The organism is Rhizobium sp. LCM 4573, from assembly GCF_001854865.1.
GTDB lineage: Bacteria > Pseudomonadota > Alphaproteobacteria > Rhizobiales > Rhizobiaceae > Neorhizobium.
In genome coordinates this window covers 79,474-102,284 of the sequence record NZ_MDDW01000002.1, presented here as the reverse complement: position 1 = coordinate 102,284, position 22,811 = coordinate 79,474, and the positions used below count along the sequence as shown (strand labels likewise).

Below are 22,811 nucleotides of genomic sequence, written 5' to 3'. Positions count from 1 at the left end.
CCTACTCGGCATCCGCCGGAACCTGTTCCGAAGGCGAATCGGCTCGGGCGATAACGAAATCCAGAAAGGTTCGAAGCGTCGCCGGCATGTGCCGGTTGCTCGGATAGATGATGTTCATTGAGCCGCCGTCGACGCCGTGGTCGGGCAGGACCTGTTCGAGGGTGCCGGCCTCCAGATCGTGGCGGATGAGCGCCAGCGGCAGCAATGCAATGCCAAGCCCCGCGAGCGCCGCCTGGACCTCGGCGTAGGAGCCGTCGACGGCAATGCGCGCCCGCACCTTTACCTCGCGCCAGCCGCGCGGCCCTTTAAGGCGCCATACTTCGTTGTCGAGCGAGGGACCGAAGGCCACGCAATCGTGGTTTTCCAGGTCTTCGATGCGGCGCGGACGGCCCCGCCGTGCGAGATAGCCGGGACTGGCGACGAGCACCAGACGGCTGGTGCCTAGCCGGCGCGCAATCAGGCTTGAATCGGGCAGCCGACCGGTGCGAAAGGCGAGATCGAAGCCGCCGCCGATCAAATCCACGGGATCATCGGTCAGCTTCAGCTCGATCGTCACCTTCTCGTGGTTCTGGAGGAATTCCGAGATCCACCGCATCAGCTTGCGCGTGCCGAAACCCACGGGCGCGGCGATTCGCAACCTGCCGGCGGGCTCGGCCTGCGCAGCGGCGATTCTTTCCCGGCCCCTTTCCATGCTGGATAGTCCGGCAATCGCATCCTCGTAATAGGCGTGGCCAAGGGCGGTCAGCGTGACGCGCCGTGTCGTTCGTTGCAGAAGCCGTGCGTCAAGCTCGGTCTCGAGCTGCGCGATCTTGCGGCTGAGCGTAGCCTTCGGCATGGCGAGCGCGCGGGCGGCGGCGGAAAAACTGCCCGTCTCCACCACTTTGGCGAAGAGCGCGATGTGGTTCAGGTCGAGCGTCATTGTTGCTTTGATCGAGACAGTTATTTGCAATTGTCCTGACTACCACAACAGGCAAGCAAACGCCATTCTGGTTCCGAAGAGACTTTTCAGGACAGAGGAGCGAGACCATGCTGGACAGGATGAACATTTCGCGCCGGTCGGTGCTTGCCGGCGGCGCCGCCGTCGCAGCCTTCGCCGTGACCGGCAAAGGATGGGCTCAGGCACCCGCCGGTGAGCGGCCCGTCGTGCTCATCACCGGCACCAGCTCCGRCTTCGGCAGGCTTATGGCGGAAGGCTTTGCGCGGAAAGGCGCATATGTGATCGCCACCATGCGCGAAATGGAGGAGCGGAATGCTCCGGCCGCCGGTGAGTTGCGGGCGCTTGCGGGCGATGACATGGCCATCGACGTGCTGGAGATCGATGTTCTGGATGAGCGATCGGTCGAGGAAGGCGTGGCGCGGGCGGTCGCAAACGCCGGGCGCATCGACATTCTGGTGAGCAATGCCGGCATCGTCGTGCCCGGCCCCGTCGAACTGCAAAGGCAGGCCGACTTTGCCTCGAACATCGAAACGAACCTTGGTGGCGCGCTCAGGATGTACCGCGCCGTCGTGCCGCATATGCGCGAACGGGGACGGGGAGCCATCATCCAGATGTCGAGCGCGCTCGGACGCGCGATCGATCCGATGCTGGGCGGCTACTGTGCCTCCAAGCTGGCCGTGGAGGCGGCTGCCGATGCGCTTGCTTACGAAGTGGCGGCCTCGAACATCGAGGTTTCGATCGTTCAGCCGGCGGGAGCTTATCCGACGCGGCTTCAGGAAAATGCGATACGCTATTGGGAAGAGATGCTGTCAGGTCTCGGTCCGGCCGGACAGGCGAAGCGCGATCTCTATGCGAGGCACATTAAAGCCATGCTTGGAGGTCTCGAGCCAGATCGCAGCCTCGATCCTCGGGAAATTTCGGAAGCCGTGATCGGGCTTGCCTCGCTGCCCTTCGGCGAGCGGCCGGGTCGTCTCACCATAGGCCCCTACAAGGATGGCATCGATCTCGTGAACGCCGCGCATGACCGGCTGCAAAGCGATATGATGCAGCACAATCCGATGGCCGATATCCTGACGCCTAGCTGAGCCGCCGCCGAAAAAGCACGCCGCCTGTGGCATCGATCCTTCAAGGCCGTTGAACTCGCTTGATGAAGATTATATTGCGGTGCAATATTCATCGACGCGACAAGGGAAGACGGGATTGCAACAGCAGGCTGAGGTGCAGAAGCGAAGCTTTGGGTTCTATAGCGCCGATCCTTCGCAGCACACCTATCTGGAAGATAGCCAGGGGCTGCTCACCGGCGCCATGGTCTGCGCGCTCGGCTTCTATTTCCTGAACCATGTCGGCCTGCTGACGGGCGGCACGGCGGGTGTCGCCTTCCTGCTGCATTATGCCTTCGGCATTTCCTTCGGCCTGCTCTTCTTCATCGTCAACCTGCCGTTCTACTATCTCTCCTTCCGCCGGCTCGGCTGGGCCTTTTCGCTGAAGACCTTCATTGCCATCGCGCTCGTTTCGGTGGTGACCGAGGTGGAAGGGCGGCTATTCCTCATCGACTACCTGCATCCTCTGTGGGCGGCGCTGCTCGGCGGTCTGCTGCTCGGTTATGGCCTGCTGGCGCTTTATCGTCACCGGGCAAGCCTCGGCGGCGTCGGCATCCTGGCCATCTACATCCAGGATCGTTTCGGCATTCCGGCAGGCCTCATCCAGCTCGCCTTCGATCTCTTCGTGATGATCTCGGCCTTCGCCGTGGTTTCGCCCGCCACGGTTCTCTGGTCCGTGGCAGGCGCCGTCGTGCTCAACCTGTTCCTCGCCATCAATCACCGCTCCGACCGTTACATCGTCGTGCGGTGATCGACGGCTGACACGTCAGGCGGCCTTGGCCGGCTGGTCGACCGGATGCAGCGCGCGGAAGCCGACGCAGAGCCGGTTCCAGACATTGATGACGCCGATCGCCACCGTGATCTTCACCATCTCCTCTTCGGTGAAATGGGCCTTCAGCCCTTCATAGACGTTCGCCGGAACGTGGCTGTCGGCAACCAGGGTTACCGCATCCACCCAGGCCAGCAGGGCGCGTTCCTTCTCGTCGTAGATCGGCGATTCTTCCCAGGCGCTGATCAGGTTGATCCATTGTTCCGAGAGCCCGTCATGGCGGCTTTCCTTGACATGCATGTCGATGCAATAGGCGCAGTGGTTGAGGATCGAGGCACGCAGCTTGATGAGATGGATGTGGCGGCGCTCGAGACCGCACTGCTGAACATAGATTTCGAGATTTTTGACGGCGTTATAGGCTTCCTGCGAAGCTGTGAAGAAATTCAGACGCTGCTGCACGGTCTTCTCCTGGGTTGGCCCGGTTATCGGGCGGTTTTGCGTTCATGGATTTCGAGGAAGGCGCATCCGCGCGCGGCGATGGCGCCGTCGTCATATGCGCTCAGATCCGCCATGATATCGGCGATCGACACCTTGGCGAGTTCGGCGCGATAGGCCTTTTCGGCCCTCAGCATCGCGACATTGATGCCGCATGGTTTTGCCGTATACCGCCCCGGCAGCGGGTTCGGCCCGCGCCGGCGTATCTCCGCGCAACGAAAGGCGGGGGCGGGGCCTTCCACCGCCAGCACGATATCGAGCAGCGTGATCTTCTCCGGCGGTTTTGCCAGCCGGTAGCCGCCCTTCGGCCCCGGCACCGTATCGAGCAGGCCCGCTCCCGAAAGCGCCTGCAGGTGCTTCAGCAGATAGCTCGTCGAAAGGCCGTGGAATTCCGCCAGGGCCGCTGCCGAAAGCACGCCGTCTTCCGAAAGCGTGGAAAGCATGGTGACGCTGTGGATCGCCTGTTCGACGCCRTCGCCGAGTTTCATCGTTCCCTCCTGATCATGGATAGTTTTTATCCACGATTCGGCGGTGATGTCAATCGGGCTTCTTTTTCCCGCGCTTCTGCTTATCTTGGCCCTCGTGGATATCGTCGAAACCCATGCTTCCGGCCGTGATGCCGCGCTTCTGCCCCGGCCGTTCCAGAAATGGTTCGCGGAGAAGGGCTGGCAGCCGCGTGCGCATCAGCTTGAATTGCTTTCTCGCGCTACGGCCGGCGAGAACATGCTGCTGATCGCGCCGACCGGCGCCGGCAAGACGCTCGCCGGTTTCCTGCCCTCGCTCACCGACCTGACGCGGCGCGGAAAAATCCCGCCGGGCTCGGCCTTTACCGGCGTCCACACGCTCTACATTTCGCCCCTGAAGGCGCTTGCCGTCGATATCGAGCGCAACCTCACCAAACCGGTTTCCGAAATGGGACTGCCGGTCACGATGGAGAACCGCACCGGCGATACGCCGCAGTCCAAGCGCCAGCGCCAGAAGCTCAATCCGCCCGATATCCTCCTCACCACGCCGGAACAGGTGGCGTTGCTGCTTGCCAACAAGGAGGCGGAACGCTTCTTCAAGGACCTCAAATATGTGGTGCTGGACGAGCTGCATTCGCTCGTCACCTCGAAGCGCGGCCATCTCCTGTCGCTTGGCCTTGCCCGTATCCGAAAGCACGCGCCGCATATGCGCACCATAGGGCTTTCCGCGACGGTGGCCGACCCCATGGACCTGCAGAAATGGCTGGTGCCGCAAGGTGAAATTCCCGCGCAGCCCGCCGGCCTCGTGCATGTCACGGGTGGGGCGGCACCGAATATTTCGATCCTGCGCACCGAGGCCCATATTCCCTGGTCCGGCCATGTCTCCACCTACGCCATCCCGGAAATCTACGAGGAGATCAGGCGTCACAAGACGACGCTGATCTTCGTCAACACGCGCTTCCAGGCGGAGTTGCTCTTCCAGACACTCTGGACCGTCAACGAAGACAACCTGCCGATCGCCCTGCATCACGGCTCGCTCGATGCCGGCCAGCGGCGCAAGGTGGAGGCCGCCATGGCCGCCAACCGGTTGCGGGCCGTGGTCGCCACCTCGACGCTCGATCTCGGCATGGATTGGGGCGATGTCGATCTCGTCGTGCATGTCGGCGCGCCGAAGGGCGCCTCGCGGCTTGCCCAGCGCATCGGCCGCGCCAATCACCGCATGGATGAGCCCTCGAAGGCGATCCTCGTGCCCGCCAATCGTTTCGAGGTGATGGAGTGCCAGGCGGCGCTCGATGCCAACTATCTCGGTGCGCAGGATACGCCGCCGGTCGGCGAGGGTGCGCTGGATGTGCTTGCCCAGCATGTGCTCGGCATGGCCTGCGCCGAACCCTTCGATGCGCTCCAGCTCTATGACGAGATTACTTCCGCCTCGCCCTACGCCGCTCTCCCTTGGGAAACCTTCGAGCGCATCGTCGATTTCGTCGCGACCGGCGGCTATGCGCTTCGCTCCTACGAGCGCTACGCCAAGATCAGGAAGACGAAGGAAGGGCTCTGGCGCGTCTCCAATCCGCAGGTCGCCCAGCAATACCGCCTCAACCTCGGCACCATCGTCGAGGCGACCGAGCTGAACGTGCGTCTGGTGAAACGAAACGCGCGGGRCACGCTCGGGCGAGGGGGGCTTTCCCTAGGTAAGGTCGAGGAATACTTCCTCGAACAGCTCGTGCAGGGCGATACCTTCCTCTTCGCCGGCAAGGTTCTGCGCTTCGAAGGCATCCGCGAGAACGAATGCCTCGTTTCCAACGCCTTCTCGCTCGATCCGAAAATCCCGGCCTATGCGGGCGGCAAGTTCCCGCTCTCCACCTATCTGGCGGATCAGGTGCGCGGCATGCTGGCGGATCCGGACCGCTGGCAGGCATTGCCGGATCAGGTGCGCGACTGGCTGGCGATCCAGAAGGATCGCTCCCTGCTGCCGCAAAAGGACGAGCTGCTGATCGAGACCTTCCCGCGCGGCAAGCGGTTCTTCATGATCGCCTATTGCTTCGAGGGAAGGCTGGCGCATCAGACGCTCGGCATGCTGCTTACCCGCCGGCTGGAGCGGGCAGGCGCCCATCCGCTCGGCTTCGTCGCCACCGATTATTCGCTCGCCGTCTGGGGGCTGAACGATATCGGCGGAATGGTGAAGTCCGGGCGGYTGAAACTCTCCGATCTCTTCGATGAGGACATGTTGGGCGATGATCTGGAGGCCTGGCTCGCCGAAAGCTACATGCTCAAGCGCACCTTCCGCAATTGCGCCGTGATTTCCGGCTTGATCGAGCGCCGTCATCCGGGGAAGGAAAAGACCGGCCGGCAGGTGACGGTCTCGACCGACCTGATCTACGACGTGCTGCGTACCCACGAGCCGGATCACATCCTGCTGGAGGCGACGCGGCGGGATGCGGCGTCGGGCCTTTTGGATATCGGCCGCTTAGGCGATATGCTCAGGYGAATCAGGGGGCACATCACCCACCGCGATCTCGATCACGTCTCGCCGCTTGCGATCCCCATCATGCTGGAGATCGGCAAGGAGCCGGTGCCGGGCGGCGAGGCGCAGGAAGCGGTGCTGGAAGAAGCCGCCGAAGAGCTGATCGCGGAGGCGCTGGCGTGACCAAGTGTCCTCCGTCATTCCTGTGCTTGTCACAGGAATCCAGCAGCGCCGCGTCTGCGGCGCAAGAGACTCCTTTCACGCGAAAGACTTCGCGTGGCTGGATCCCTGTGACAAGCACAGGGATGACGACGTTAGGGCATTGGGAAGAAACGAAATTGATGCACCGCCTCGGCCTCGCGGCCCGGACACAGACAATGGGAGCAGCCATCGGCACGGAGGAGATCGTGGTAAACGGCGTGGTCGCCGTTTGCGATCCGCTGGGCGGTCTCTACCTGCCCGAAACCGGCATGCTCGTCGTTTCCGATCTGCATCTGGAAAAGGGCGCGGCCTTTGCGCGCCGGGGCATGCTGCTGCCGCCCTACGATACGGTCGCGACCCTCAACATCCTGTCAGCCGTCATCACCCGTTACGATCCGAAGATCGTGGTTTCGCTCGGCGACAATTTCCACGACCGCAAGGGGTCGGCGCATCTGCCGCAAGAGCTGCGTTCGCTAATTGCGGCCATGGCGCGCGGCCGTGACTGGATCTGGATCAACGGCAACCACGATCCGGATGGAACGGTGGATCTCCCCGGCACCTGCGCCGACGAGCTTGTCCACGGCGGACTCGTCCTCCGGCACGAGCCGAGCCTGATTTCAGGAAAGGGAGAGATCGCCGGTCACCTGCATCCCGCCGCCACCGTCCGCCGGCGGGAAAAGTCCGTCCGCCGCGCCTGTTTCGCGACCGACGGCAATCGTCTCCTGATGCCCGCCTTCGGCGTGCTCTCCGGCGGGCTCGATCTGCGCCACAAGGCCATGCACGGCCTCTTCGACCGTGCGGCGCTGGTCGCGCACCTGCTCGGGCGCGACCGCATCTATTCCGTCAGATATGCCAGCCTGATGGGCTGATTACCGGTAGATCAAAACGGGTGTCTTGGAATTGGCGAGCACCCTCATGGCAACGCTGCCGAGCATGAAGGCCTTGAAGCCGGAGCGTCCGTGCGAAGCCATGGCGATCATGTCGCAGCCCGCCTTTTCCGCCACCTCGATAATTGCGCTTGCCGGGTCGGTATGAGTGATCTTGAGGCCCTTGCAGGGAACCGACCGCTTCTCTGCGGCTTCCCGTGCCTTTTTCAGGGTTTCGTCGGCAACGAGATTGTTGGTCTTGTCATATTCGGCATAGGCGGTTTCCATGCCGGAGGGGTTGACCGTGAAGACCTGCAGCGGCTCCATCACGGTCAGCACCGTTGTTTCAGCGCCGATGTCATGGGCAAAGTCGAGCGCTTTCTCCAGGGCTCCCGTCGAAAGTGGGGAGCCGTCCGTGGCAATCAGAATATGCTTGGGCATGTTCGTCTTCCTCGTTATCGCCGCCAGTTTCTAGGGAGAATGATTGTGCAGCCTTGATCTGCGTCAAGGCCGCCAACCCGTTCACGAGAGGTTGCGGGGCTCATAGCGCAGGATCACCGCGCCCTTGGCTGTCGTGGTGGAATCGATAAGCCTCAATTCCGTCTGCTCATCGGCCGTCTTGAACAGCGGATTGCCCTTGCCGAGCAGGACAGGCACGATGCAGAGCCGGATTTCGTCGATCAGCCCTTCCTTCATCAGCGAGGCCGCGAGCTCCGCGCTGCCGAAGATGAAGATCGTCTTGCCCTTCTCCTGCTTGAGCTTCCTGAGCTCGGAAACCGGATCGGAGACGACGCGGGTATTGTTCCATTCCGCCTCCTTCATCGTGCGCGAGACGGCGATCTTCGCGATACTGTTCATGCTGTCCTTGGTTTTGCCGCTCTCCTCCGCCGTCGGCCAGTAGGCCGCCATGCCCTCATAGGTCCTGCGGCCGAAGACCAGCAGGTCTCCTTCCTGGTCGAACGATTCCGAAATGGCCTCCAGTTCCGGCCCCCAGGCGAGACTGTGGAAATCGATATCCCAGGGTTTCTCGCCTTCGAAATAGCCGTCCAGCGTCATCAGGTTCCATACGATCAGCTTTCTCATGTCCTCATCCCTCCATTAACCAGTTGCAAAATGAAAGCGGTTGATAGTTACGTCAACTGATTTTATAATGCAAGCGGTTTTGGAGAATAGAATGGACGAAGCACATCGCTCGGGCTGCCCGATCAATCTGACACTGGAGGTTCTGGGGGATCGCTGGAGCCTCATCGTCATCCGCGACATCATGTTCGGCAATCGCCGCCACTTCCGCGAGCTCCTGCAGAAGTCGGATGAGAAGATCGCCTCGAACATCCTGGCCGACCGGCTGAAGCGGCTCGTCGAAAAGGGCCTGCTCTACCGCGAGGACGATCCGAGCCATAAGCAGAAGGCGATCTACAGCCTGACGGAGATGGCGATTGAGCTCGTGCCGCTGCTCGCGGAAATGGGCGCCTGGGGCCGGCGCTTCCTCCCCGTTTCGGAGGAACTCGCCATCCGGGCCGAGCTTCTGGAAAAGGGCGGCCGGCCGCTCTGGGAAGATTTCATGCAGGAATTGCGCGTCCAGCACCTGCATGTGGCTCCCGATCCGTCGAAGCCTTCCGTCTTCGAGCGGCTGACCGCGGCATACCAGGAAGTGCTCGCCAGAAAGCAGGCCGCGGCGGCGGAGTGATCAATCTCTCCGGAAGAGCAGGCTGGCGCCCCAGCCGGTGACGACGGCGATCAGCACGCAGAACATGCCGTAGACGATCGGCCGGTTATGCGCCGCGTCGGTGATCGCCTGTTCGAGGCCGGTCTTGACGACGCGCAGCGGCTGCTCCCGTTCCAGAAGCAGTTCCCCGCCCTTAAAGAGATAGGCGCGCACCATATGCACTCCGTCCGGAATGTTGGCCGGCAGTCTCAGCGAGGCGCGGAACAGGTTGGAGGAGAGGAAGCGCACCCCGCTCGTATCGTTCTGGTAGAGCCCGCCCGAAAGCTTGAGACGCCGGTAGGCCTCGCGGAATTCATTGAGGCTCGCCGCATTCCCCACATAGCCGATCGGCGAGAGCGTCATGTGGTTGATGYCGATGCCGATATTGTTGAGCGCGGGCGCGGAATCGATGCTGTCGATCTGCCGCGTGCTGGCGATCGAATAGCTTTCCGGCACCTGCTCGAAGGTCATGGATTCCGTGTTCATCCATATGCCGAGCACGCGTTCCTTCCGGCGCACCGTCGCATAATCCTTCGGGCCTTCGAGCGTCACCACGATATCGTATTGGCCGATCGCCAGGAACAGCTCGTCCGCATTGGTCACCGCGCCGAAGACGGTCAAGTCCGCGCCCCGGAAATCGGAGGTGATGGCGATTTCGCTGGTCGAAGTGCCGATCTCCAGCCCTTCCTTCACGGTCGAGGCCTCGCCAAAGGGCACCTGCGCGGCGGCTGGCGAACCGAGCGCGAGGATGAGAGCGAGAAGGAACGGCGGAAGCAGGCGGGCCATCAGTAGGAAAGCCCTCCCACCGCGATCGAATAGACGTCCTGGGGCCTGACGACCAGTGCGATCGCAAGGCGGATGCCGACGGCGAGAACCAGCAGCGCAAGCAGCGCGCGCAACTGTTCGCCGCGCAGCTTCTGCCCGACGCGCACGCCATACTGGGCGCCGATCACGCCGGCGATCATCAGGATGGTGGCAAGCACGATATCGACCGCATAGTTGGTCGCCGCCTGCACCATGGTCGTGTAGGCGGTCACGAAGATGATCTGGAAGAGCGAGGTGCCCACGACCACATTGGTCGGGATGCGTAGGAGGTAGATCATCGCCGGCACCATGATGAAGCCGCCGCCCACACCCATGATCGAGGTCAGAACGCCGATCACGAAACCGAGCACCACGACCGGAATGGCGCTGAGATAGATCCGCGATTTCTTGAACCGCATCTTCAGCGGCAGGCGGTGCACCCAGTTGTGCTGGCCGGGGCGCTTCAGCGGCAGCGGCTGGTTCTGCTTTGCCCGGCGCATGGCGCGCAGGCTTTCCATCAGCATCAGCGTGCCGATCGTGCCGAGCAGCACCACGTAGAGCAGCGAAATGAAGAGATCGAGCTGGCCGACCCGCCTCAGCCAGGAGAATATCCACACGCCCACGGTGGCGCCCACGAGGCCTCCTACCAGAAGCACCGAGCCGAGCTTCACGTCCAGCGTGCCGCGCCGGAAATGCGTTATCGCGCCCGAGATCGAGGAGGCGACCACCTGGTTCGCGCYGGTTGCCACCGCCACCACCGGCGGAATGTTGTAGAAGATCAGGAGCGGCGTGATGAGGAAGCCGCCGCCCACCCCGAACATGCCGGAGAGGAAGCCCACGGCCGCACCCATGCCGAGAATGATGAAGATGTTCACCGATAGCTCTGCGATCGGCAGATAGACAGTCACGGCCGAACCTCGAAAAGGCAGGAATCCTCACCCTTGCGGGCGGTTGGCGACCGCGTCCCGTCCGCTGCGGCGATCTCTTTCAAAACATGCCACACGTGAGGTGAACAAGGCATGAAGATAGGATCGGTCATGCGCCCCGGTGCCGGTCCAGTCAATCCGCAAGTGCCGGATAATCCGGCAATTTCGCCGTTTTTGTCCGGGCGTGATTAATATCACGCAACGCCGCATACCCGGTCGGGTAAGTAGACTTAGAGCGTTTTAGGCATTGCGGGCGAGCAGTTCCTTCACCAGCGCGTCGTCGATCCTGCCGGTTGGCTTCTGGCCGACGGAGGTCTGGAAGGCCTTGATGGCGGCCGTGGTCTTGGCGCCGATCTTGCCATCCGCCGCGCCGGCGTCGAAGCCGTTCTTGTTCAGGATCGCCTGGATGTTGCGGACCGCCTTTTCCATGTCGACCGATGCCGTGGTGAGCGGCTTTGCGCCGGCCCATTCCTCGGGCGCGTTGATGGAATTGGCATTGGCGTCCAGCGGCTGCACCTTCCAGGCCTCCACCTTGGCGCGGGCGCTGTCGAGCTGTTCCTTGCGCATGGCCTTGGCCACTTCGTCGCGCTTGTCGGCGGCATCCTTGTCGCCGCCCTTGGCGGCGATCGAGAACCACTTGTAGGATTCTTCCAGGTTCTGCTGAACCCCGTTGCCGCGCGCATAGAGGATTGCGAGGTTGAACTGGCTGTCGGCGACGCCCAGTTCGGCAGCCTTGCTGAACCATTCGACAGCGGAGGCATAGTCCGGCTCGCCCTGAGCGCCTGAGGCATGGAGCACGGCCAGATTGTGCATTGCGCTGGCATTGCCGGCTTCGGCTGCCTGCTTGTAGTAGGTCACCGCCTTGTCGAGGTCGCGCGAAACGCCGGTGCCCTTCTCGAAAAGATTGGCGAGACGGTATTGCGCCGGTGCGAGGCCGCGGTCGGCGGCAAGCTTGTACCAGTTGGCGGCCTCGGAAAGATCGGTGCCGACGCCGCGGCCTTCCGTATAGCGTGCGCCGATCTCGAAGAGCGCGGCCGGATCGCCGGCAGCGGCGGCGTCGGCAAGCGACTTCGGCTCGAGGCCGGTCGGAACGACGATCGCRGCGGGCTGCTGCGCGGCGGTAGCATCGGGAGCCGGGCTCTCGGCGGCCGGAGGCATGTTTTCCGGCGGCGTGAAACCGGCCGCGGCCAGATCGGCCTCGACAGGCGGCTCGATCGAAGCCGGCATGTCTTCGGCGGGGACGGGATCGGTCAGGTGGTTCGCCGTGCTTTCCTCCGGCTGCGGGACGGCAGGCGCGGCCTCGCCCGTCGTGTCGCTGCCGTCCATGGCGGGTGCGGCCGGGTCCGAAGGCAGAAGCTCGCCGCTGGCGGGGGCGGGCGCGCTGTTCTCGGCGGGAGCCTCGATTGCCGGCGGTGCCGGTTCTCCATGTGTCAGGGTCTTGACCAGCGGCATGGCCATCACCGCCAGCAGCACGGCGCCGACCGCCATCAGGATCGGCCGCTTGTGCCGGGAGAAGGCACCTGCGCGCCCGGCTTCGCTCGAAGGCTTTACTCCCTTGCCCATGAGCCTGGCCATCGGCTCGCTCTGGGAAGGATCGGTCTCCTGTGCGGCGGCCTTGGCGGCCCGGCGCGCGGCGGCGATATAGTCCGCCCGTTCGGCGGTTGCCRCCCGGTCGCTCTCGAAATCGCCGGCGGCCTGGCTGGCCCGCACGCGCTCGAGGATCTTCTTCACGTCCGGAACGCCGGAGCCTGGTTCCAGCAGATCGTTCTCCCGCTCGGGCGGCAGCATGTCTACGGGATCGATGGAAGGCGCCGGCTCCACCAGCGTGCGGCCCTGCTTGGGAGGCTCGCTTTTATTGCCGGGCAGCAGGCGGGAGAATCCGGCGAGCAGGCTCGACTTGGATTCCGTTGCCGCATCGTCGGCAAAAGCGGTCTCCGCGTTCGGCCGCAGCGGTGCGGCTTCACCTTCGACCGGCATCGGATCGCTCCGCACGGCGGTGGCGGTGCTCGCCATGAGGCTGGCTTGCGAGGTCAGAGGCCTGGACGGTGCTGCCTGGGGGGGCGGGGCGGCCTCGGGCGGGCGTGGCTCCGCCCGCTGGCCGGGCGATGCCAGCCGGTCTTCCATGCTGTCCAGCCGGTCGGCGATCTGCACCAGCGTGCTGTGCAGCGCCTCGAAAGTGTGCTGCGTCCGCTCCTCGGAACCGCGCGTCAGGTCCTGCAGGTGCCTAAGGTCGTCGGCGAGAGCGGTGAGAGCGGCTATGTCGCTTGCGGCAAGCGGTGCACCTGCCGCAGCGTTGCGGGAATAGGCTTCGACGACCGCTTCCGCCGCCTGCCGCGCCGCTTCCAGAATATATTCGTCGCTGGTCGCCACATAGCTTTCGAGCGTCGTCAGGCGATCCTCGACATGGCTCGGCAGCATTGCCGCGTTGCGCGGTTCGCTCATCAGCGTGGAAAGATGGGCGATCTGGGCTTCAAGGCCGCGCAGAGCCTCGCTGTCGCCCTGTGGTGCGATGGTCGCCTCGTCGAGCTTCAGGGCGATGTCGCTCAGCCGCTCCTCGATCCGGCCGAAGGCCGCCTGGTCGGCAGGCTGGCGGTTCGGGTGGAATTCCATCTCCTCGATCCGCCGGGAGAGCAGGTCGAGCCGCTCGGCGAGCGTATCGTTGATCGTTCCCTGCGCCAGGCCGTCGATCTTGCGGGAAATGTCGGCAAGATAGCCGGTAAGCTCCGGCTGCAGCGCGGCCTTCTGTGCCCGGTCGAGAACCTGCGAGAGCTGGTCGAGCCGTTCCTCCAGCCGCAGCGCCGCCCGCTCTTCGGAGAATTCTTCGATCCGGGCGGTCAATGCCTCGATCCGGGTGGTGAGCCCGTCGGCGGCGTCCGCCTGGTTGGCGGCGCGGCCCATGGCCTCGATCTGGTCCGCCATCGTTCCGAGGCGGCCTTCCAGATGCTGCAGCGCCGATTGATCGATGCCCGAAGCGGAGGAAGCCCGGCCGCTCACGGCAATCGCCCGGCTGATTTCGTCCAGCCGCTCGTCCAGCGTGGCGAATTGTTCGGTAAACCCTGTATCGGCCGGCTGCATGCGGGAGCCGAACTGCTCCATCGTTCCCGCGAGAGCAATCAGCTTCTGTTCCAGTGCGCGGATGACCGGGTTGTCGCTCATCGCGCCGAGTTGGCTCTTGATCTCGTCGATCCGGTAGGCGAGCGCCACGAGTTCCTCGCGCACGGCGGCGGAATCGAGCTCGATCATCCGCTGCACGGATTCCTCGCGCGCAAGCCCGTCCATGACGGCGCGCAGTTCCTCGAATTCGGCGCGCAGGCCCTCGGCCTCCGGCGTTGCCTGGCTGTTGAGTTGGCTGATGCTCTGGGCGAGGCGGGCGAGATCGCCGCGCAGGTCCTCGGTGAAGTGCTGATCTTCGGCCATGGAGCGGATGCTGCGGATCTCCGCCCTGAGCGTGTTCATTTCGCGGGCGACACCTTCGGAGATGTCGCGTTTCAGCTCCTGGCGCAGGCTGACGAGCGCTTGGGCGATGTCGCGCATCGCCGCGTCGGTCTGCTGGGCGGCAGCCTGCTCCCTGGGAGCGGAGGCCTGAAGCGCCGGTGCCGAAGCCGCCGGTCCGGCGGCGGTGTCGAAGGCCGTCCGTGCGGTCTGGGTCGGGGCGGGAGCGAGGCGGTAAGCTTCCGGGGACTGAACCCTGGGGCGCAGCGCTTCATGCCGGCTGCCGGCATAGCCGGGCTCGGTACGGCTTGGTTCTGCAAAACGAGGCTGAGGGCGTGCCGGTTCGGCTGCCGCAACTGGACGCTCGGTACGGGCGGCGTGGTCGCGTGCGGCATCCAGCATGCGCTGCCGTTCGCGGATTTCCTGAAGCGGGTTGGCGGAAGTCGTGGCAGACGGCCGGGCGGTCGCGGAGGGCTGTGCCTCGGCGCTTCGATGCCGTGCATCGCGCGATGCCGCGCTCATCAGGCCTTCGATGCGCGCCTCCAGCCCTTCGATCGTGCGGCTGAGYGCGTCCAGTGACGACCGATCGCCGGGGCGGGAAGGATTTGGTCGTGATCCGTTCATCTTCTTTGCTCGCTTCGACGTCGTATCGGCCGGCTGCTCGATTTCCGCTGAACCGGCCGATGCGGCCTTTCCAGCATTGCAGACGTGGTTTGGAGGCGTCCTGAGCAAGCCTTGCACGTTCGGGTGACGCTGTGATGCCGAAACCGATGCAACGCGGGTCGCCCCTCCAACGCACCACTATTTTCAGAAACATGGTCAACAAGTGGTTAACGCGAGTTCTAAATTCTGACTTTTTCAGTGATTTTCGTCTCGGACCACGACTGTTTCACATGCGTGCGCTATGGTTGAAGCGAGGGTGCCCGGCCACAAACACCCGCCTTGTTGCAGGCAAGCGCCTGCAACCTGGAGCCGACATCCGGATAGCTCACGCAAAAATGTGAGAGCGGCATCATCCTTTGTTTGACGTTTACGCAAACGTCAATTATTCATGTTGTTCAAGAGTGGACGATTACGTCCGGTGAGGATTACGGAGGAAACTCGGATATGCCCGTTTACAAGGCGCCCGTAGAAGATACGCTTTTCATTCTGAACGACGTGCTGGGGCTTGAGCGCTACGGCAATCTGCCCGGCTTTGCCGATGCCACGCCGGATATGCTCGAAGCGATCGTCGGCGAGGCCGCCAAGGTGGCGGAAGAGGCGCTTTTCCCGCTCAATCTATCCGGAGATCAGGAAGGCTGCACCCGAAACGATGACGGCTCGGTCTCCGTCCCGAAGGGTTTCAAGGAAGCCTATGACCAGTATTGCCAGGGCGGCTGGATCGGGCTTGCCGTGCCGGAGGAGTTCGGCGGGCAGGGGCTTCCCTACACTCTGCACGCCGCCGTCGGCGAATACATGTCGTCGGCCAACATGTCGCTGATGATGTATCCGGGCCTTACCCAAGGCGCCATCGCCGCGATCCTCGTCCACGGTTCGGACGAGCAGAAAAAGACCTATCTGCCGAAGATGGTGGAGGGCACCTGGTCGGGCACCATGAACCTGACCGAGCCCCATTGCGGCACCGATCTCGGCCTCCTGCGCACCCGCGCCGTGCCGAACGGCGACGGCAGCTACAGGATCTCCGGCCAGAAGATCTTCATCTCCGCCGGCGAGCACGGCATGACGGACAACATCATCCACCTCGTGCTGGCCCGCATCGAGGGCGCGCCGGAAGGCACCAAGGGCATTTCCCTCTTCATCGTGCCGAAGTTCATGGTCAAGGAAGACGGCTCGCTGGGCGAACGCAACGGCGTTTCCTGCGGCGCGATCGAGCACAAGATGGGCATTCACGGCAACGCAACCTGCGTCATGAATTACGACGAGGCGACCGGCTATCTTATCGGCGCCGAGAACAAGGGTCTTGCGGCCATGTTCGTGATGATGAACGAGGCGCGCCTCGGCGTCGGCCTGCAGGGCCTGTCGATCRCCGAAACCGCCTATCAGAACGCCGTCATGTATGCCCGCGAGCGCGTTCAGGGCCGCTCGCTTTCCGGTCCGAAGAACCCGAGCGGCAAGGCCGATCCGATCATCGTCCATCCGGATATCCGCCGCACGCTGATGACCATCCGCGCCTTCAACGAGGCCGGCCGCGCCTTTCTCCTCTGGACCGCGCTGAAATCCGATATCGCCCACCGCTCGGAAGATGCGGCCGAGCGGCAGAACGCCGACGATCTTCTCGGTCTCGCCACCCCGATCCTCAAGGGCGTCATGACCGACAAGGGCTTCGACCATGCCGTCATGGCCCAGCAGGTCTTCGGCGGCCACGGCTATATCGAAGAGCACGGCATGAGCCAGTATGTGCGCGATGCGCGCATCACCATGATCTACGAAGGCGCCAACGGCATCCAGGCGCTCGATCTCGTCGGCCGCAAGCTGGCGCTGAACGGTGGCCGCGCCGTTATGGCCATGTTCAAGGAGATCGGCGATTTCTGCGAGGAAAACCGTGCCGACGAGAACATGGTCCTCTTCACCAAGGGCCTCAAGAAAGGCTTGAACGACCTGCAGGCCGCGACGATGTGGTTCATGCAGAACGCCATGGCCAAGCCCGACAATGCCGGCGCCGGCTCGACCGATTATATGCACCTCTTCGGCCTGGTGACGCTCGGCTATATGTGGGCGAAGATCGCCAAGGCCGCGCAGGAGAAGCTTGCAGCGGGCGATGCCCGGGAGGATTATCTGAAGAACAAGCTCATCACCGCGAAGTTCTTCATGGAGCGCATCATGCCGGAAACGGCGCTCCGCAAGGCCCGTATCGAGACTGGCGCCGATACGATGATGGAACTGGCTGCGGAAGCGTTTTGATTTGCGCCGACGCGCTCCCTCCCCTTGTGGGGAGGGCTGGGGAGGGGGGCTTAAATGGTTGCGAAAGCTGATTTGACCGACTGGGTAATCGAGGCCTTGAAGGCCAATGGCGGAGCGGGCTCAATCCTGTATGTCGCGCGTTATATCTGGGATCATCACGAGAAAGATCTGAAAGGTCATGATCTGTTTTATTCATGGCAATACGACATGCGGTGGGCTGCCACCAACCTTAGAAAAARGGGTCTATTGATCGCTGCGGACGATGATCTACGTGGCAAATGGACTCTGAAATAAGATTTAGCTGCTGGTTAACGGCTGTAGGGAGATGACACCATGACCGAAGTCTTCATTTACGACCATGTGCGCACCCCGCGCGGTCGCGGCAAGAAGGACGGCAGCCTGCACGAGGTGCCCTCCGTCCGCCTCGCCGCCAGGACGCTGGAAGCGATCCGCGACAGGAACGGCCTCGATACCGAAACCGTCGATGACATCATCATGGGCTGCGTTGATCCGGTCATGGATGCCGGTGCCGTTATCCCCAAGGCCGCCGCCTTCGAGGCCGGTTACTCCACCAGGGCGCCCGGCATGCAGATCTCCCGCTTCTGCGCCTCCGGTCTCGATGCGGTGAACTTCGCGGCCGGCAAGGTCGCGGCCGGTTCCGACGACATCGTCATCGCCGGCGGCGTGGAATCGATGTCGCGCGTCGGCATGGGTATGTCCGGCGGCGCCTGGTACATGGATCCCTCCGTCAACTTCCCGGCCTATTTCATGCCGCAGGGCGTCTCGGCCGATCTCATCGCCACCAAATACGGCTTCTCCCGCGATGATGTCGATGCCTATGCGGTCGAAAGCCAGAAGCGCGCCGGCAAGGCCTGGGCGGAAGGTTATTTCAGGAACTCCGTCATTCCGGTGAAGGACCAGAACGGGCTGACCATCCTCGACCGCGACGAGCACATGCGCCCGGAAACGGACATGCAGGCGCTCGGCCAACTCAATCCCTCCTTCCAGATGCCGGGCGAAATGGGCGGCTTCGAAGCCGTCGGCATCCAGGCCCATCCGGAAATCGAGCGTATCAATTACGTCCACCACGCCGGCAATTCGTCGGGCATCGTCGATGGCGCTGCCGCCGTCCTGATCGGCTCGAAAGCCGGCGGTCAGTCGATGAACTTGAAACCGCGTGCCCGCATCAAGGCCTTCGCCAATATCGGCTCGGACCCGGCGCTGATGCTGACCGGCCCGGTCGATGTCACCGAAAAGCTCTTGAAACGCTCCGGCATGAAGCTCTCGGATATCGATCTCTTCGAGCTGAACGAAGCCTTCGCCGCCGTGGTTCTGCGCTATATGCAGGCTTTCGACATCCCGCATGACAGGATCAACGTCAACGGCGGCGCGATCGCCATGGGCCATCCGCTCGGCGCCACCGGCGCGATGATCCTCGGCACCGTCCTGGACGAGCTGGAACGCCGCGATCTCAACATCGCGCTCGTCACTCTCTGCATCGGCGCCGGCATGGGCACGGCGACGGTGATCGAGAGAGTTTGAGGAAGGCCATGAAAGCCCCTCACCCCGCCTCCGCTTCGCTCGGCGCACCCTCTCCCCGTAAACGGGGCGAGGGGGAACGGAAGCGTCGCGGCATGTCCCTTCTCCCCGCAGGCGGGGAGAAGGTGCCGGCAGGCGGATGAGGGGCAGTTCAGAGCCATAAGATTTCAAGGGAAGAGGAAATCCCGACATGAGCACCTACAAGAACTTCACCGTCGAAACCGATGCGGACGGCATTGCACTCGTCACCTGGGACATGCCGGAAAAGTCGATGAACGTCTTCACCATGGAGGTGATGGACGAGATCGAGCAGATCGTCGATGCCACGGTCGCGGACAGCGCCGTCAAGGGCGTCGTCTTCACCTCCGGCAAGTCCTCCTTCTCGGGCGGCGCCGATCTCACCATGATCAAGTCCATGTTCTCCATGCTGGAGGAGGAGAAGGCGAAGGACCCCGCCAGCGCCGCAAAGAAGCTCTTCGATGCCGCCGGCCGCATGAGCTGGCTGTGGCGCAAGATCGAGACCAACGGCAAGCCCTGGGTCTCGGCCATCAACGGCACCTGCATGGGTGGCGCCTTCGAGCTGTCGCTGGCCTGCCATGGCCGCGTCGCCGCCAATTCCAAGTCGGTCAAGATCGCGCTTCCGGAAGTGAAGGTCGGCATCTTCCCTGGCGCTGGCGGCACCCAGCGCGTGCCGCGGCTGGCAAACGCGCAGGATGCCCTGCAGATGATGACCACCGGCCAGTCCCTCACCGCCCAGCGCGCCAAGGCCATGGGCCTCGTGCATCAGGTGGTCGAGCCCGCCGAACTCGTCAACGCGGCGAAGCAGATGATCAAGGACGGCCTGAAGCCCGTCGCCCCTTGGGACGAGAAGGGCTTCAAGGTGCCGGGCGGCGGTGTCTGGACCCCCGCCGCGGCGCAGCTCTTCCCCGCCGCCCCCGCCATCCTCCGCCGCGAGACCGGCGGCAATTATCCGGGCGCGCTCGCCATCCTCAAATGCGTCTATGAGGGCCTGCAGCTTCCCTTCGATACGGCCTTGAAGGTCGAGCAGCGCTATTTCACGGAAATCCTGCAGACCACCGAAGCCTTCTCGATGATCCGCTCGCTTTTCGTCTCCATGCAGGAGCTCGGCAAGGGCGCCCGCCGCCCGGCCGGCGTCCCGAAGACGGAGTTCAAGAAGGTGGGCGTCGTCGGCGCCGGCTTCATGGGCGCCTCGATCGCCTATGTCACGGCGGCCGCCGGCATCCCCGTCACTCTCATCGACCGCGACCAGGAAGCAGCCGACAAGGGCAAGGCCGTTTCCGAAAAGCTGGTGGCCGATTCGATCGGCAAGGGGAGGATGACGAAGGAGGAAGGCGAAAAGCTCCTCGCGCTCATCACCCCGACGCCGGATTATTCCGCCCTTTCCGATGCCTCTCTCGTGGTCGAAGCCGTCTTCGAGGACCGTGCCGTCAAGAAGGCGGTCATCCAGCAGGTGGAGGCTGTCATCCCGGAAACCACCATCTTCGCATCCAACACCTCGACGCTGCCGATCACCGGGCTTGCCGGAAATTCCAAGCGTCCCGACCAGTTCATCGGCGTGCATTTCTTCTCGCCGGTCGAGAAGATGATGCTGACCGAGGTGATCCTTGGTGAAAAGTCCGGCGACAAGGCACTTGCCACGGCGCTGGATTATGTCGCGGCCATCAAGAAGACGCCGATCGTCGTCAACGATACGCGCGGCTTCTATGTCAACCGCTGCGTCTTCCGGTATATCAACGAAGCCTATGACATGCTGATCGAGGGCGTGCCGGCGGCGATGATCGAGAACGCCGCCAAGATGGCCGGCATGCCGGTCGGCCCGCTGTCGCTGAATGACGAGGTCGCCGTCGATCTCTCCCAGAAGATCATGAAGGCTTCGATCGCCGACCTCGGCCCCAATGCCGTCAAGGTGGAGCACATGGCGCTCATCGATCAGATGGTCGATGTCTTCGACCGCCGCGGCCGCAAGAACGCCAAGGGCTTCTACGAATACCCGCCGAAGCCCGCCAAGAAGTTCCTCTGGCCGGAGCTGAAGACCCTCTACCCGCAGAAGAAGGCGGAAGATGTAGACGTCAACACGCTCAAGCAGCGCCTGCTGGTGACGATCGCGCTCGAAGCCGCCCGCACCATGGAAGAGGGCATCGTCACCGACCCGCGCGAGGCCGATGTCGGCTCCATCCTCGGCTTCGGCTTCGCCCCCTATACCGGCGGCACGCTCTCCTACATCGACGGCATGGGCGTGAAGAAATTCGTGGAGCTTTGCGAAAAGCTGGCCGCGAAATACGGCGACCACTTCAAGCCGACGGAACTGTTGAAGGACATGGCGGCGAAGGGCGAGACCTTCTACGGCCGTTTCGATCCGTATGGTGAGGGGAAGAAGGCGGCGTGAGCCGCCCTCAACTTCTCCTTAAAGGGGCGTGAGTTACCTATAGGCGCACGCCGGAGAACTCACATGGCAGATACATCTATCGAATGGACTGATGCTACGTGGAATCCGGTAGCCGGCTGCTCAATCATGAGCGCGGGCTGCACAAATTGTTACGCAATGCGTATGGCCGCACGGCTCGAGGCCATGGGACTCGACAAGTATCGGGGGCTGACCCGGAAAAGCGGCGGACGTGCCAAGTGGACTGGTGAGATATATCTCGACGAGGCTGCCTTAAGGATTCCGGAAACTTGGACTAAGCCAAGAAACGTTTTCGTAAATTCAATGTCTGACCTTTTTCATCCGAATGTGCCTGAGACGTTCGTTGAGAAGGTATGGGCGTCGATGGCCAAAACTCCGCGCCACACATACCAAATTCTCACCAAGCGCCCTGATCGTATGGCCGATATATTGGCGAGAAWTTTTCCTGTTCTCCCAAATGTTTGGCTTGGTACAACCGTTGAAGATAGCCGCGTACTCAATCGGTTGGATGATCTGAGAGATGTACGTGCGGCGGTACGTTTCGTGTCTTTCGAGCCCCTGATTGGTTCGGTAGGGAGTGGAAACCTCACAAATATTCATTGGGCAATCGTAGGTGGGGAGTCTGGCCCCAATGCTCGGCCAATTCGTCCTCAGTGGATTGATGAGATTTTTGAAATGTGCGTCGATGCGGGAGCCGCCTTCTTTTTCAAGCAATGGGGTGGAAAAAACAAGAAGGCGACTGGCCGTATCTATCGAGAGCGTACTTGGGACGAAATGCCCGCTTTGAGTATGTAATTGGCTATATCACTAGCCACTCTGACGGCAGCAGGTTTCGGGTTGCTCACGGCAAAGAATAGCGATGCCATCGGTGCACCGTTTGAGTGCTTTAACCGAAGCGGTTTTAACACAGTACCTTTGAAGACAGATTTTAGCCGATTATGAACCCATTCTTCGATACGATCGACGTCGGCGATACGGGTTCTGCCAGCTGCCAGTTTTCCAAGCAGATCATATTGCTCGTCTTTTGCCTCGTACCATTCTTGTCGCCAGCTCTCCGTACCAAAAACACGCGTTAAGGCGTCGGTTTTAAACTGATCGAATTTTAACGAGTCACGAGGTGCATTTCTGTACAAACCGGATAAAGGAAAAAAGTACCAGCAATCCAGCGCTTTAGTATTGGCGATAGCTTCAACCGTTTTCCAGCTTACTTCCATTCCATACGGGTCGAGAAAAATTACACCCCGCATTTTCTCCCGATGCCAATCATATCGCGCACATATGTGTTGCACGATTTCATTCGCATCTCCTTCCCTGACGTGAGCCCGGTTGCCAGGATATTCGCAAACCGCATTTTTGAGAGTTGAGATTTTTTTGGGGTCTTGTTCGATTAGCACTACTGAATGGAAAGGAGGATCAACCTCCAAAGCGATTCTCGCTGATCCAGGAGTAGTAACCTCCTCGGTAGTTTCCGGCGTTTGGCCAAAAAAAGGTAATGCCGGCCTTGTTTCCGTCCGGCTCCCCGTACCAGCAAATGCATCAATATAAATTCGACAGAAACGCTGAGTTTTTAGCGCCGTAGAGTATGCGGAGAGATATGCGCGGAGACAGCTAAGTTTACGCTCCGTCTCAGAGCTTCCGAAAAAATGCTTTTCATCCATTTCAAGTTATTCCCCTTCCCCGTCTGCAACTTTAAGGTTTTTGTCCGGTTTCTCCATTAAAAAATGCTAAGCTCATAATTGCTGCGTTAAAGCGAGGGGAGTTGGACCTACTAGTGGAAGATATGAGA

At 62.2% G+C, this 22,811-nt stretch carries 19 protein-coding genes; 10 read left to right on the top strand and 9 right to left on the bottom strand.

Annotated elements, in window-relative coordinates; translation table 11 throughout:
• Position 1 precedes the first annotated feature (1 nt).
• The gene (locus LCM4573_RS05675; protein WP_071005296.1) at positions 2-919 is read right to left on the bottom strand and encodes a LysR family transcriptional regulator; all 918 of its coding nucleotides are present in this window, start codon (positions 917-919) and stop codon (positions 2-4) included.
• A gap of 107 nt (positions 920-1,026) precedes the next feature.
• Here LCM4573_RS05675 and LCM4573_RS05670 point away from each other — a divergent pair, with 107 nt between their 5' ends.
• On the top strand, positions 1,027-2,022 hold the full coding sequence (locus LCM4573_RS05670) for an SDR family NAD(P)-dependent oxidoreductase (protein WP_071005294.1): 996 nt from the start codon (positions 1,027-1,029) through the stop codon (positions 2,020-2,022).
• Between the two features lie 115 nt (positions 2,023-2,137).
• Complete coding sequence (locus tag LCM4573_RS05665) at positions 2,138-2,788, top strand: YitT family protein (RefSeq protein WP_244505245.1); 651 nt, start codon at positions 2,138-2,140, stop codon at positions 2,786-2,788.
• A 15-nt stretch (positions 2,789-2,803) separates the two neighbouring features.
• Here the strand turns inward: LCM4573_RS05665 and LCM4573_RS05660 are convergent, their stop codons facing one another.
• Together LCM4573_RS05660 and LCM4573_RS05655 are read right to left on the bottom strand one after the other, a co-directional pair.
• On the bottom strand, positions 2,804-3,265 hold the full coding sequence (locus LCM4573_RS05660; RefSeq protein WP_071005292.1) for a carboxymuconolactone decarboxylase family protein: 462 nt from the start codon (positions 3,263-3,265) through the stop codon (positions 2,804-2,806).
• A gap of 23 nt (positions 3,266-3,288) precedes the next feature.
• Positions 3,289-3,789 carry an Rrf2 family transcriptional regulator gene (locus tag LCM4573_RS05655; protein WP_071005291.1) on the bottom strand — a complete coding sequence of 167 codons (501 nt, stop codon included), beginning with the start codon at positions 3,787-3,789 and terminating at the stop codon, positions 3,289-3,291.
• Between the two features lie 46 nt (positions 3,790-3,835).
• On the opposite strand from LCM4573_RS05655, the gene LCM4573_RS05650 reads away from it, so the two are divergent.
• Together LCM4573_RS05650 and pdeM are read left to right on the top strand one after the other, a co-directional pair.
• Entirely contained in the window at positions 3,836-6,409 is a 2,574-nt protein-coding gene (locus LCM4573_RS05650) for a ligase-associated DNA damage response DEXH box helicase (protein WP_083347327.1), read from the top strand.
• A 158-nt stretch (positions 6,410-6,567) separates the two neighbouring features.
• A complete protein-coding gene (pdeM, locus tag LCM4573_RS05645; RefSeq protein WP_071005290.1) occupies positions 6,568-7,296 on the top strand; it encodes a ligase-associated DNA damage response endonuclease PdeM in 729 nt (242 codons plus the stop codon).
• Here the strand turns inward: pdeM and LCM4573_RS05640 are convergent, their stop codons facing one another.
• Together LCM4573_RS05640 and LCM4573_RS05635 are read right to left on the bottom strand one after the other, a co-directional pair.
• Positions 7,297-7,734 (bottom strand): universal stress protein, encoded by a 438-nt coding sequence (locus tag LCM4573_RS05640; RefSeq protein WP_071005289.1) that lies wholly within the window; start codon positions 7,732-7,734, stop codon positions 7,297-7,299.
• A gap of 81 nt (positions 7,735-7,815) precedes the next feature.
• The gene (locus LCM4573_RS05635) at positions 7,816-8,376 is read right to left on the bottom strand and encodes a dihydrofolate reductase family protein (protein WP_071005288.1); all 561 of its coding nucleotides are present in this window, start codon (positions 8,374-8,376) and stop codon (positions 7,816-7,818) included.
• Positions 8,377-8,467: 91 nt separating this feature from the next.
• Here LCM4573_RS05635 and LCM4573_RS05630 point away from each other — a divergent pair, with 91 nt between their 5' ends.
• A complete protein-coding gene (locus tag LCM4573_RS05630) occupies positions 8,468-8,980 on the top strand; it encodes a helix-turn-helix domain-containing protein (protein WP_071005287.1) in 513 nt (170 codons plus the stop codon).
• On the opposite strand, the gene LCM4573_RS05625 is transcribed toward LCM4573_RS05630, so the two are convergent.
• The 3 genes from LCM4573_RS05625 to LCM4573_RS05615 all read right to left on the bottom strand — a co-directional run bounded on the left by LCM4573_RS05625 (position 8,981) and on the right by LCM4573_RS05615 (position 14,784).
• Entirely contained in the window at positions 8,981-9,784 is an 804-nt protein-coding gene (locus tag LCM4573_RS05625; RefSeq protein WP_071005286.1) for a TIGR02186 family protein, read from the bottom strand.
• Entirely contained in the window at positions 9,784-10,710 is a 927-nt protein-coding gene (locus tag LCM4573_RS05620) for a sulfite exporter TauE/SafE family protein (RefSeq protein ID WP_071005285.1), read from the bottom strand. The genes LCM4573_RS05625 and LCM4573_RS05620 overlap by 1 nt, the downstream gene beginning before the upstream one ends.
• Positions 10,711-10,968: 258 nt before the next feature.
• Positions 10,969-14,784, bottom strand: coding sequence for a peptidoglycan-binding protein (locus LCM4573_RS05615; RefSeq protein WP_071005507.1), 3,816 nt, complete (start codon positions 14,782-14,784; stop codon positions 10,969-10,971).
• A gap of 483 nt (positions 14,785-15,267) precedes the next feature.
• Between LCM4573_RS05615 and LCM4573_RS05610 the strand changes: the two genes are divergently transcribed.
• The 5 genes from LCM4573_RS05610 (at position 15,268) to LCM4573_RS05590 (ending at position 21,820) form a co-directional block, all read left to right on the top strand.
• Positions 15,268-17,061, top strand: coding sequence for an acyl-CoA dehydrogenase C-terminal domain-containing protein (locus LCM4573_RS05610; RefSeq protein WP_071005284.1), 1,794 nt, complete (start codon positions 15,268-15,270; stop codon positions 17,059-17,061).
• Between the two features lie 54 nt (positions 17,062-17,115).
• Positions 17,116-17,355: a hypothetical protein gene (locus tag LCM4573_RS05605; RefSeq protein WP_071005283.1), complete on the top strand. Its 240-nt coding sequence runs from the start codon at positions 17,116-17,118 to the stop codon at positions 17,353-17,355.
• 39 nt (positions 17,356-17,394) lie between these two features.
• Positions 17,395-18,603 carry an acetyl-CoA C-acetyltransferase gene (locus LCM4573_RS05600; RefSeq protein WP_071005282.1) on the top strand — a complete coding sequence of 403 codons (1,209 nt, stop codon included), beginning with the start codon at positions 17,395-17,397 and terminating at the stop codon, positions 18,601-18,603.
• Between the two features lie 187 nt (positions 18,604-18,790).
• The gene (locus tag LCM4573_RS05595) at positions 18,791-21,007 is read left to right on the top strand and encodes an FAD-dependent oxidoreductase (RefSeq protein ID WP_071005281.1); all 2,217 of its coding nucleotides are present in this window, start codon (positions 18,791-18,793) and stop codon (positions 21,005-21,007) included.
• 63 nt (positions 21,008-21,070) lie between these two features.
• The gene (locus LCM4573_RS05590) at positions 21,071-21,820 is read left to right on the top strand and encodes a DUF5131 family protein (protein WP_071005280.1); all 750 of its coding nucleotides are present in this window, start codon (positions 21,071-21,073) and stop codon (positions 21,818-21,820) included.
• Here LCM4573_RS05590 and LCM4573_RS27120 read toward each other — a convergent pair.
• Positions 21,775-22,683, bottom strand: a complete 909-nt coding sequence (locus tag LCM4573_RS27120) for a three-Cys-motif partner protein TcmP (RefSeq protein ID WP_083347326.1) — start codon at positions 22,681-22,683, stop codon at positions 21,775-21,777. The two genes, LCM4573_RS05590 and LCM4573_RS27120, sit on opposite strands and share 46 nt — an antisense overlap.
• Positions 22,684-22,811 lie beyond the last annotated feature (128 nt).